Raw genomic sequence first — 11,535 nt, 5'->3', positions numbered from 1 at the left:
ATCCGGAACGAGGGAGCGTCAAGCCCGGCAAGGGGGCTAGACGGTGAACCCCAACGCCCGCAACTGTTCCCGACCGTCGTCGGTGATCTTGTCCGGGCCCCACGGCGGCAGCCACACCCAGTTGATCTCCAACTCGGTGCACAGGCCACTGCTCACCAGTGCGGCGCGGGACTGATCCTCGATGACGTCGGTCAGCGGGCAGGCCGCCGACGTGAGGGTCATGTCGATCTTCGCCTTGGCCTCGTCGTCGACCTCGATGCCGTAGACCAGGCCGAGGTCGACGACGTTGATGCCGAGCTCGGGGTCGACGACGTCGCGCATCGCCTCCTCGACATCCTCGATGGCCGGGAGCTGTGTGCTCGGGACTTCCACGGGGGCTTCGTCACTCATGCTGACTCCGATTCTGCGGGTTCGGTTGCTATGTGGGTGGATCGGTGCCGGGCACTGACCGTCTGGGCGAGGGCATCCTTGAACGCCATCCAGCCCAGCAGCGCGCACTTCACCCGGGCCGGGTATTTGCTGACGCCGGCGAAGGCGATCCCGTCGCCGATCATGTCCTCGTCCCCGGTGTCCTTGCCGCGGGAGGTCATCATCGCGTTGAACGAATCCAGCATGGCCATCGCCGAATCCACCGACTGGCCGACGAGCTGGTCGTGCAGCACCGAGGTGGAGGCCTGCGAGATGGAGCAGCCCTGGCCGTCGTAGGAGACATCCCACACGGTGTGGCCGTCGTCGGACAGCGTGACACGCAAGGTGATCTCGTCACCGCATGTCGGATTGACGTGGTGCACTTCGGCATCGAACGGCTCACGCAGGCCGCGCCCGTGCGGATGTTTGTAGTGGTCCAGGATCACGTCCTGGTACATCTGTTCCATTCTCACGGGCGAACCCCGAAGAACTTCTGCGCCTTCACGATCGCCGCGGCCAGCGCGTCGACCTCGGCGAGGGTGTTGTAGGCGGCGAACGACGCCCGGGCGGTCGCGGCGATGCCGAACCGCTTGTGCAGCGGCCACGCGCAATGGTGTCCGACGCGGATCGCCACACCCTCGTCGTCGAGGATCTGTCCGAGGTCGTGGGCGTGAATCCCGTCGACAAGGAAAGACACTGCGCCACCACGGTTCTCGGCGGTCTGCGGGCCGATGATGCGGAGCCCGTCGATCGCGGTCAGCCGCGCCAACGCGTACTCGGTCAGCCGATGCTCATGGGCCGCAACCGCATCCATACCGATGGCGGTCAGGTAGTCCACGGCGGCGCCGAGACCGACGACCTGCGAGGTCATCGGCACGCCCGCCTCGAAACGTTGCGGCGGCGGCGCGTAGGTCGACACGTCCATGCTGACCGTCTCGATCATCGATCCGCCGGTGAGGAACGGCGGCAACGCATTCAGCAGGTCCGCCTTGCCGTACAGCACGCCGACACCGGACGGGCCGAACATCTTGTGCCCGGAGAACGCCGCGAAGTCCACGTCGAGTGCCGAGAAGTCGACCGCCATGTGCGGCACCGACTGGCAGGCGTCGAGCACCACCAGCGCACCCACCGCACGTGCACGACGGACCAGTTCGGCGACGTCGGCGACGGCGCCGGTCACGTTGGACTGGTGGGTGAACGAGACGATCCTCACGGTGTCGTCGAGGTCGAGCGAGTCGAGGTCGATGCGTCCGTCCTCGGTCACCCCGTACCACTTCAGGGTGGCCCCGGTTCGGCGGCAGAGCTCTTGCCACGGAACGAGATTGGCGTGGTGCTCGAGTTCGGTGATCACCACGGTGTCGCCGGGGCCGAGTACCTTCCCGCCCAGCACCTCGGCCGATCGGTCGTCGCCGAGGGTGTAGGTGACCAGGTTGAGGCCCTCGGTCGCGTTCTTGGTGAACACCACGGTGTCAGCGGTGGCGCCGACGAACCGCGCGATCTTCTCGCGCGCGTCCTCGTAGGCGTCGGTCGCCTCCTCGGCGAGCTGATGCGCGCCGCGGTGGACCGCCGCGTTGTGCGTGACGAGGAACTCACGTTCGGCGTCGAGCACCTGGACCGGACGCTGCGACGTCGCACCGGAATCGAGGTACACCAGCGGTTTGCCGTCCCGAACCGTGCGAGACAGGATCGGGAAGTCGGCGCGCAGCCGCTCGACATCGATGGCGGCGACGGCGGTTTCGACGGACACGGTCAGTTCCCCTTCAGGCTCAGCTTGCGGTGGCCGCCGACGTGAAGCGCACGTAACCGTTCTCCTCCAGCTCGTCGGCGAGCTCGGGGCCGGCGGACTCGACGATGCGGCCGCCCACGAAGACGTGCACGAAGTCGGGCTGGATGTAGCGCAGGATGCGGGTGTAGTGCGTGATCAGCAGGATGCCGCCGTGTTCGCGTTCCTTGTAGCGGTTCACGCCCTCGCTCACCACACGCAGCGCGTCGACGTCGAGGCCGGAGTCGGTCTCGTCGAGGATGGCGATCTTCGGCTTGAGCAGGTCGAGCTGCAGGATCTCGTGACGCTTCTTCTCACCGCCGGAGAAGCCTTCGTTGACACTGCGTTCGGAGAACGACGGGTCGATCTCCAGCGCGGTCATCGCCTCCTTGGTCTCCTTGACCCAGTGGCGCAGCTTCGGTGCCTCGCCGCGGACCGCGGTGGCGGCGGTGCGCAGGAAGTTCGACATCGACACACCCGGCACCTCGACCGGGTACTGCATCGCGAGGAACAGCCCGGCGCGGGCGCGCTCGTCGACGCTCATCTCCAGGACGTCCTCACCGTCGAGGGTGATGGAGCCGCTGGTCACCACGTACTTCGGGTGGCCGGCGATGGCGTAGGACAAGGTCGACTTGCCCGACCCGTTGGGGCCCATGATCGCGTGGGTCTCCCCCGATTTCACGGTCAGGTTGACGCCCTTGAGGATGTGGATGGGTTCGGCGTCGGTGTCGCTCTGCGCGACGTCGACGTGCAGGTCGCGGATTTCCAGTGTGGTCATTGCTGGTGTTCTTTCGTTGTGGGCTGGGGTGGGGATCTCGATACGTCCTCGGCTGGCGCCTCGGACTACTCGATCAGCGGGTTGGGGTCGGCTTGCGCCTCGGGGCTCGATCGGCGGGTTGGGGCCGGCTGGCCTCGGCTACTCGATCAGCGGGTCGGCGGTGTGATCTCGATGCGGCGCCTCGCTTCGCTCGGGGCCTTACTCGATCAGCGGGTGGGCCGGCGGTTTCGACAAGCTCAACCATCGGACGCGGGCTCAGGCGCCGGAGATCTCGAGTTCGCGTTCGACGGCGGCGGCCAGGCGTTCGCGCAGTTCCGGCACGGCGATCTTGGCGATCACCTCGCCGAAGAATCCGCGGATCACCAGGCGGCGGGCCTGGTCCTCCGGGATCCCGCGGGCCTGCAGGTAGAACAGCTGCTCGTCGTCGAAACGGCCGGTGGCACTGGCGTGTCCGGCACCGACGATCTCGCCGGTCTCGATCTCCAGGTTGGGTACCGAGTCGGCTCGGGCATTGTCGGTGAGCACCAGGTTGCGGTTGAGCTCGAAGGTGTCGGTGCCCTCGGCGGCCGGCCGGATCAGCACGTCGCCGATCCACACGGTGTGTGCCTCGCGAGTGCGGTCACCGGTCGTATCGCCCTGCAGCGCACCCTTGTACACCACGTTGGACCGGCAGTTGGGCTGGCTGTGGTCGACCAGCAGGCGCTGCTCGAGGTGCTGCCCGGCGTCGGCGAAGTACAGACCCCACAGCTCGACGTCGCCGCCCGGCGCGTCGTAATGCACCAGCGGGGACAGCCGAACGAGGTTGCCTCCGAAGCTGATCGCGAAGTGCCGGACGACGGCGTCGCGGCCGGTCTTGATGTGATGCGCGGCCACGTGCACGGCGTCGTCGGCCCAGTCGTGGACGTTGACCACGGTGAGCGCGGCCGAGTCGCCGACGATGAACTCGACGTTCTCCGCGTAGGTGCCGCTCCCCTTCTGGTCGAGCACCACGACGGCACGGGCGAACTGCTCGAGCCGGATCTGGATGTGTCCGAACGCCGTTTCGCCCTCGCCGGGGCCGGTGAGGGTGATGACGACCGGCTCGGACAGTTCCTGCTCACGCTTGACGGTCACCACCGTCGCCGTCTGGAACGACGAATAGGCCTGTGCGGCAACCCGATCGAAGGGCACCCCGCCCTGGCCGAGACGTTCGTCGTCGCGGCCGACCGTGTCCACCGACACGCCGTCGGTGAAGCCGGTGACCTCGACGGTCGCGTCGGCGGTGCGCTGCGCGCTGCCGTCGTGCAGGCCACGCAGCCGACGGAACGGCGTGAAGCGCCACGCCTCCTCGCGGGGGCTGGGGACCTCGAAGGCCTCGACGTCGAACGAGGTGAACTGTTCACCCTTGTTGACCGGTGTGACCGTGTCGGTGGACACCGGGAGTGTGGGATCGGCCATCAGCCGACGGCTCCTTCCATCTGCAGTTCGATGAGGCGGTTGAGTTCGAGGGCGTACTCCATGGGGAGTTCCTTGGCGATCGGCTCGACGAAGCCGCGGACCACCATGGCCATCGCCTCGTCCTCGGTCAGACCGCGACTCATGAGGTAGAACAGCTGGTCGTCGGAGACCTTGGACACGGTCGCCTCGTGACCCATCGTGACGTCGTCCTCGCGGATGTCGACGTACGGGTAGGTGTCGCTGCGCGAGATGGTGTCCACCAGCAGCGCATCGCATTTCACCGTCGAGCGGCTGCCGTGCGCACCGTTGTTGATCTTGATGAGACCGCGGTAGGACGCGCGACCACCGCCGCGCGCCACCGACTTGGAGACGATGTTGCTCGACGTGTTCGGCGCCAGGTGCACCATCTTGGAGCCGGTGTCCTGATGCTGGCCCTCGCCGGCGAATGCCACCGAGAGCACCTCGCCCTTGGCGTGCTCACCGGTCAGCCACACGGCCGGGTACTTCATGGTGACCTTGGAGCCGATGTTGCCGTCGATCCACTCCATGGTGGCGCCGGCCTCGGCCTTGGCGCGCTTGGTCACCAGGTTGTAGACGTTGTTCGACCAGTTCTGGATGGTCGTGTAACGGCAGCGGCCACCCTTCTTGACGATGATCTCGACGACCGCCGAGTGCAGTGAATCCGTCTTGTAGATCGGTGCGGTACAGCCCTCGACGTAGTGGACGTAGGCGCCCTCGTCGACGATGATCAGGGTCCGCTCGAACTGGCCCATGTTCTCGGTGTTGATCCGGAAGTAGGCCTGCAGGGGGATGTCGACGTGCACGCCCGGCGGCACGTAGATGAACGAGCCACCCGACCACACCGCAGTGTTGAGCGCGGAGAACTTGTTGTCGCCCGCGGGGATGACCGAGCCGAAGTACCGCTGGAACAGCTCCGGATGCTCCTTGAGACCGGTGTCGGTGTCGAGGAAGATGACGCCCTGCTGCTCGAGGTCCTCACGGATCTGGTGATAGACGACCTCGGACTCGTACTGCGCGGCGACACCGGCGACGAGGCGCTGCTTCTCCGCCTCCGGGATGCCGAGCCTGTCGTAGGTGTTCTTGATGTCCTCGGGGAGTTCTTCCCAGCTGGTCGCCTGCTTCTCGGTGGAGCGGACGAAGTACTTGATGTTGTCGAAGTCGATGTCGTCGAGTTCGGCACCCCAGTGCGGCATGGGCTTGCGATCGAAGATCTTCAGCGCCTTGAGCCGGGCCTCGAGCATCCAGTCGGGCTCGTTCTTCTTGCCGGAGATGTCGGCGACGACCGCCTCGGAGAGGCCGCGCTGCGCGCTGGCGCCGGCGACGTCGGAATCGGCCCAACCATATCCGTAGTGACCCAGGGACGCGATGGTCTCCTCCTGGGTCAACGACTCGGACTTGGGATCGGTCACTGTCATCGCGAGGCCTTTCGACTCGACTTCTTCTGCGGGACGGATGCGGGCTGCGCATCCGGTGGAGCCTTGACATCTGGTGGAGCGTGGAGCGGTACGTGCGTGGTGCACGCGCAATCGCCGTTGGCGATGGTGGCGAGACGCTGGACATGGGTGCCGAGCAGTTCGGTGAACACCGCGGTCTCGGCCTCGCACAGTTCGGGGAACTCGGACGCTACGTGCGCGACCGGGCAGTGATGCTGGCAGATCTGCATCCCGGCGCCGACCTCGCGGGTGTTGGCCGAATAGCCGGCGCTGGTCAGCGCGTCGGCGATCTCGCCGACCGTACGGGCGACCGAACCGGTCTCGGAGACCGGCTCGACGTCCGCGACGATCCGCTCGACCCGGTCACGGGCGAACGCGGCGACCGCGTCCTCACCGGCGATGTCGCGGATGGTGCGCATCGCGGCCCCGGCCAGGTCGTCGTAGGCGTGCCGCAGCTTGCCACGGCCGGTCGGGGTGAGTTGGAACCATTTCGCCGGGCGGCCCCGACCACGCCGGCCGAAGCCCGAGGACGACGTCTCGACATCCCCCGCCGCGGTCAGTGCGTCGAGATGACGGCGCACGCCGGCGGCGCTGATGCCCAGACGGTCGGCGATCTCGGTCGCCGTCAGCGGTCCGTCCTCGACGAGCAGGGACACCACGGCGGCGCGCGTCTGACCGTCGGCATGGCCGCCGTCTGGCAGCACGACATCGCTCCCCATGGTTTTCACAACACGAGTGTGTCGTAATTACTTCCGCACCGCCAGCAAGGGTGTCCTAACACTCGTTCCGCAGGCGCCTTCCGGGTGGGGAATCCCGACGTCGTTCCCTCAGGGCATGTCTGTCAATTCCACTGCGCCAAGACCTGCAAAGGGAATCGGAAGACATGCCCTAGAGTCGCAGGCGTGTCAGAAACGACGACGCGGCTGCGGGTGGTGCGCGACTACCTCGGCCTCACCCCGCAACGACCACGTGTCGACCGCGGTGACCAGCGTCGCGGCGATTACGGCAAGACCGTCGCCCGTCTCCATGACGACGAGCGTGAGGTCGGGCCGCTCAACGACGCCGAGAATGCGCGCCTTCGGCGCATCAAGCTGTTCGGCGCGACGGGGTCGGTGCTGCTGCTGATCGGTTCGCTGGGCACCGGCCAGATCCCGGTGCTGCAGAACCCGGTCGCCGGCATGCGTGTGCTGTCGCTGCCGTCCCGCATGTGGAGCACCGCGCTGACCATGTCGATCGGCGGCACCATCATGCTGGTCGTCGCGTGGCTGCTGATCGGGCGGTTCGCCGTCGGCCGGTTCAGCGTCGAAGTGCTCGGCGGCCGCAGCCCGCAGCGCCGGATGACCCGCCGGCAGGCGGACCGGACGCTGATGCTGTGGATCGCGCCGATCATCATCGCGCCTCCCCTGCTGTCGAAGGACATCTATTCGTATCTCGCGCAGAGTGCGATCGCGCACCGCGGGATGGACCCGTACGTGATCAGTCCGGCCCGCGGGCTCGGCGTCGACCACGTCCTGACCCGCTCGGTGCCCAACCTGTGGCGCGACACCCCGGCGCCCTACGGCCCGCTGTTCCTGTGGATCGGCAAGGGCATCACCGCGGTGACCGGCGACAACATCACCGCCGCGATCTTCCTGCACCGCCTCGTCGCGCTGTTCGGCATCGCGCTGATCGTGTGGGCGTTGCCCCGGCTGGCCCGTCGCTGCGGGGTGTCGTCGGTGGCGGCGCTGTGGCTGGGTGCGATGAATCCGCTGCTGATCCTGCATCTGGTGGGCGGCATCCACAACGAAGCGCTCATGCTCGGCCTGATGCTGGTCGGCCTCGAGTTGTGTTTCCGCGCGATCTACGGCACCGACCGGTTACGACGACCCGCGACGGTGTGGCCGACGACCGCCGGGTGGACGCTCGTCGCCGGTGCGGCGGTGATGTCGGCGTCGGCGATGGTCAAGGTCACCTCGATGCTCGCGCTCGGGTTCGTCGGTATCGCCCTGGCCCAGCGCTGGGGTGCCACGCTGCCCGCGCTGCGGCACGCGCCGATCGGTGAATGGTGGCAGCGGTCCCGTCGGTCGGTGGCCGCGCTCGCCGCGTCGGGTGCGTTCTTCGGGGTGGTGCTCATCGTCGTCATGGGCGTGATCAGCGCCGGCACCGGACTCGGGTTCGGCTGGACCAAGACGCTGTCCACCGGTGACGTGGTGCGGTCGTGGATGTCGATGCCCACCTTGCTGTCGGTGACGACCGGTCGCCTCGGACTGCTCCTCGGGCTCGGTGATCAGACGCAGGCCATTCTCGAGGTGGGCCGCCCGCTCGGCGAGCTCGTGGCCGCGGTGTTCATCGTGCGGTGGATGCTGGCGTCGCTCGCCGGTCGGCTGCACCCGCTGGGCGCGCTCGGTGTGTCGATGGCCACGGTCGTGTTGTTCCTGCCGTTCGTGCAGGCCTGGTACCTGCTGTGGGCGGTCATCCCGCTGGCCGCGTGGGCGACCCGCCCGTGGTTCCGCCTGACGACCATCGCCGTGTCGGCGATCATCGCGATCGTCGTGATGCCGACGAGCTCCAACACCAGCGGCGTCGTCCTCGCGCAGGGTCTGCTCGCCGGCGTGATCATGGTCGCGGTGATGACGGCACTGTTCTTCGAGGATCTGCCCATCCACCGCTGGTGGCGAGCCCGGACCGGCCGCGACCGGGAGAGCCCGGCGAACGACCACCCCGGGGTCGACCGGGTGGACGCCGAGTGACCGGCGCCTCAGCAGCGTCGACACGTTTTTGGCGACCGGCCGCGAACGCCTAGTCTGACCTTGTGCGCGGCACGACCACCCCACAGCGGTTTCACGACGATGATCGACGACCCGATCAGCGCCGGATCACCGACCCCGCGCTCGCTGTCGAGGGTCTCGTCAAGCGGTACGGGGACCGCACCGCCGTCGACGGACTCGACCTCCGTCTGGACACCGGAACGGTCCTGGCACTCCTCGGTCCCAACGGCGCCGGCAAGACGACGACCGTCGAGGTGTGTGAGGGTTTCCTGACCGCCGATGCCGGGCGGGTCCGCGTTCTGGGGCTCGACCCGATCGCCGACAACGACCAGCTGCGCCGCCGCATCGGCGTCATGCTGCAGGGCGGCGGCGCCTATCCCGGGGCACGCGCGGAGGAAATGCTGCGGCTGTGCGCCGCCTACAGCGCGGACCCGATCGACCCCTCGTGGCTGCTCGACGCGCTCGGCCTCACCGACGCGGCCCGGACACCGTTCCGCCGACTCTCCGGCGGCCAGCAACAGCGTCTGTCGCTGGCGTGCGCGATCGTCGGACGTCCGGAACTGGTGTTCCTCGACGAACCCACTGCAGGCCTCGACGCCCACGCCCGGATCATGGTGTGGGAGCTCATCGACCGACTCCGCGGGGACGGGGTGTCGGTGCTGTTGACCACGCATCTGATGGACGAGGCGGAGGAACTCGCCGATCAGGTCGTGATCATCGACCACGGCCGGGTCGTCGCGGCCGGCACACCCGCCGACCTGACCAGCCGGGGCGCCGAGAACGAACTGCGGTTCTCCGCGCCGCCCTCGCTGGACCTGTCGCTGCTGCTGCTCGCGCTGCCGGAGGGATACCGGTGCACCGAATCGTCGCCCGGCAAGTACCTCGTGCACGGGCAGGTGACACCGCAGGTACTGGCGACGGTGACGGCGTGGTGCGTGAAGATCGATGTGCTGGCCACCGATCTGCGGGTCGAGACCCGCAGTCTGTCCGACGTCTTCCTCGATCTCACCGGACGGACCCTGCGTTCATGACCCAGACCAGCCCGTCGGCGCAGAACCGCTTTGCGCCCGGCACCTTCACGCCGCGGCCGCGCACGGCATCGCTGCCGGCCATCCTGGTGGCCCAGTCGCGGATGGAGTTGACCCTGCTGCTGCGCAACGGGGAGCAGCTGCTGTTGACCCTGTTCATCCCGATCACCCTGTTGATCGGTCTCTGCCTGCTGCCCGTCGACACCGGGCTCGGTACGTCGACCGCCGAACGCGCGGCGACGTTCGTGCCCGCGATCATGACGGTCGCGGTGATGTCCACCGCCTTCACCGGACAGGCGATCGCCGTGGGCTTCGACCGCCGATACGGCGCCCTGAAACGCCTGGGTGCGACACCCCTCCCCCGGTGGGGCATCATCGCCGGCAAGTCGGTCGCGGTGGCCATCGTCGTGGCCCTGCAGGCGTTGATCATCGGCGGGATCGGCCTGGCGTTCGGCTGGCGGCCGGTGCCGTGGGGGCTGCTGCTGGGTGTCGTGGTCCTGGGCATCGGCACCGTCTGCTTCTCGGCACTCGGGTTGTTGCTGGGTGGGACGCTGAAGGCCGAGGTGGTCCTCGCGCTGGCCAACCTGCTGTGGTTCGCGCTCGTCGGTGTCGGCAGCCTCGTGGTGATGGGTGACCGGGTACCGACGGCCGTGGAATGGGTCGCGCGGTGCCTGCCGTCCGGCGCCCTGACCGAGGCGCTCGACCAGGCGACCCGAGGGTCCGTGGATGTGTTCGGCATTGTGGTGTTGCTGGTGTGGTCGGCGGTCGCCGGCGCGCTGGCGGTGAGGTGGTTCCGGTTCCAATGACAGCTTCTCCGACGTCGTCGACCGCCGAGCCGGCGCCGGCGCCGAGCCGCGCCCCGGGTCGTTTCGACCGGATCCCCGGTTTCGGCCGGCCGACCGCACGATTCGTCTACTGGTGGGCGGTGGCGCTGCTCGTCGCGAACGTCGGGATCGTGGCGACCGGCGGCGCGGTGCGCCTCACCGGTTCCGGCCTCGGCTGCCCGACGTGGCCGCGCTGCACCGGGGATTCGTTCGTGCCGCACGAGGCGCTAGGCGTGCACGGCGTCATCGAGTTCGGCAACCGCATGCTCACGTGGGTGCTGACGGTCGTCGCCATCGCCACCTGGATCGCCGTGTGGCGCCGCGTCGGATCGACCCGGAGCGACCGGTGGCTGGTCACGCTGCTCGCGCTCGGCATCCCGTTCCAGGGCGTCATCGGCGGCATCACCGTGCTCACCAAGCTCAACCCATGGGTGGTCTCGCTGCACTTCGTGCTGTCGATGGTGCTGGTTTCCGGCGCGACCGTGCTGGTCTGGCGCCTCCGGCCGGACGCCCCCGCGCCACCCGCCCCCACACCCGCGCTCCGGCTGGGCCGGGTCCTCGCCTGGTTGCAGTACCTCGTCACGTGGGCGGCCATCTACCTCGGGACGGTGGTGACCGGATCCGGTCCGCACGCCGGTGACGCCGAGGCCCCGCGCAACGGCCTGGCACCCGACCACGCCACCCAGCTGCACGCCGACGCGGTGTTCGTGCTGATCGGGTTGTCGGTGGCGATCGCGGTGTTCACCCACGTCATGGACCTGCCCGCACGACGCACCGCCTACCGGTTCATCGGGCTGATCGCCCTGCAGGGCATCGTCGGCGTCGTGCAGTACAACACCGACCTGCCGGTCGTGCTGGTGATCATCCACATGACCGTGAGCGCGCTGCTGCTGATCGGCGCGACGAAGCTGGTGTTGGAGTTCGGGAGCGGCGCGGGTGATGATGCGACGCCCGTTCCTGCTTCGGCCGTTTCGACAAGCCGACTCGGCTAGCGCCTCGTCGGCTGCTCAACGGGCGGGAACCGCCCCTGAGCTTGTCTCCGCCCCCTGAGCTTGTCCTCCGCCCCCTGAGCTTGTCCTCCGCCCCCTGAGCTTGTC

11 protein-coding genes are annotated in these 11,535 nt (G+C 68.2%); 4 read left to right on the top strand and 7 right to left on the bottom strand.

All coding sequences use genetic code 11. The annotated features are described in order from the left end of the window. Nucleotides 1-36: 36 nt before the first annotated feature. The 7 genes from ACWDTI_RS11215 to ACWDTI_RS11185 all read right to left on the bottom strand — a co-directional run bounded on the left by ACWDTI_RS11215 (nucleotide 37) and on the right by ACWDTI_RS11185 (nucleotide 6,558). Nucleotides 37-390, bottom strand: coding sequence for a metal-sulfur cluster assembly factor (locus tag ACWDTI_RS11215; protein ID WP_449738146.1), 354 nt, complete (start codon nucleotides 388-390; stop codon nucleotides 37-39). Then, a complete protein-coding gene (gene sufU, locus ACWDTI_RS11210) occupies nucleotides 387-881 on the bottom strand; it encodes a Fe-S cluster assembly sulfur transfer protein SufU (RefSeq protein WP_449738145.1) in 495 nt (164 codons plus the stop codon). The genes ACWDTI_RS11215 and sufU overlap by 4 nt, the downstream gene beginning before the upstream one ends. Continuing rightward, nucleotides 878-2,161 (bottom strand): SufS family cysteine desulfurase, encoded by a 1,284-nt coding sequence (locus ACWDTI_RS11205; RefSeq protein WP_449738308.1) that lies wholly within the window; start codon nucleotides 2,159-2,161, stop codon nucleotides 878-880. The genes sufU and ACWDTI_RS11205 overlap by 4 nt, the downstream gene beginning before the upstream one ends. Before the next feature lie 13 nt (nucleotides 2,162-2,174). Beyond that, nucleotides 2,175-2,948: a Fe-S cluster assembly ATPase SufC gene (sufC, locus tag ACWDTI_RS11200; RefSeq protein ID WP_449738144.1), complete on the bottom strand. Its 774-nt coding sequence runs from the start codon at nucleotides 2,946-2,948 to the stop codon at nucleotides 2,175-2,177. 255 nt (nucleotides 2,949-3,203) lie between these two features. Continuing rightward, entirely contained in the window at nucleotides 3,204-4,385 is a 1,182-nt protein-coding gene (gene sufD / locus ACWDTI_RS11195; RefSeq protein WP_449738143.1) for a Fe-S cluster assembly protein SufD, read from the bottom strand. Then, nucleotides 4,385-5,821: a Fe-S cluster assembly protein SufB gene (gene sufB, locus ACWDTI_RS11190; RefSeq protein WP_449738142.1), complete on the bottom strand. Its 1,437-nt coding sequence runs from the start codon at nucleotides 5,819-5,821 to the stop codon at nucleotides 4,385-4,387. The genes sufD and sufB overlap by 1 nt, the downstream gene beginning before the upstream one ends. After that, nucleotides 5,818-6,558, bottom strand: coding sequence for a helix-turn-helix transcriptional regulator (locus ACWDTI_RS11185; protein WP_449738307.1), 741 nt, complete (start codon nucleotides 6,556-6,558; stop codon nucleotides 5,818-5,820). The genes sufB and ACWDTI_RS11185 overlap by 4 nt, the downstream gene beginning before the upstream one ends. A gap of 183 nt (nucleotides 6,559-6,741) precedes the next feature. Here ACWDTI_RS11185 and mptB point away from each other — a divergent pair, with 183 nt between their 5' ends. From mptB to ACWDTI_RS11165, 4 genes are all read left to right on the top strand, one after another. Next, nucleotides 6,742-8,568 carry a polyprenol phosphomannose-dependent alpha 1,6 mannosyltransferase MptB gene (gene mptB, locus ACWDTI_RS11180; protein ID WP_449738141.1) on the top strand — a complete coding sequence of 609 codons (1,827 nt, stop codon included), beginning with the start codon at nucleotides 6,742-6,744 and terminating at the stop codon, nucleotides 8,566-8,568. Nucleotides 8,569-8,693: 125 nt separating this feature from the next. Then, the gene (locus tag ACWDTI_RS11175) at nucleotides 8,694-9,617 is read left to right on the top strand and encodes an ABC transporter ATP-binding protein (protein ID WP_449738306.1); all 924 of its coding nucleotides are present in this window, start codon (nucleotides 8,694-8,696) and stop codon (nucleotides 9,615-9,617) included. Beyond that, nucleotides 9,614-10,420 (top strand): ABC transporter permease, encoded by an 807-nt coding sequence (locus ACWDTI_RS11170; RefSeq protein WP_449738140.1) that lies wholly within the window; start codon nucleotides 9,614-9,616, stop codon nucleotides 10,418-10,420. The genes ACWDTI_RS11175 and ACWDTI_RS11170 overlap by 4 nt, the downstream gene beginning before the upstream one ends. After that, entirely contained in the window at nucleotides 10,417-11,430 is a 1,014-nt protein-coding gene (locus ACWDTI_RS11165; RefSeq protein WP_449738139.1) for a COX15/CtaA family protein, read from the top strand. The genes ACWDTI_RS11170 and ACWDTI_RS11165 overlap by 4 nt, the downstream gene beginning before the upstream one ends. Nucleotides 11,431-11,535 lie beyond the last annotated feature (105 nt).

It is taken from the genome of Gordonia sp. NPDC003424, assembly GCF_053588655.1.
This window is presented reverse-complemented; position numbering and strand designations above follow the sequence as displayed.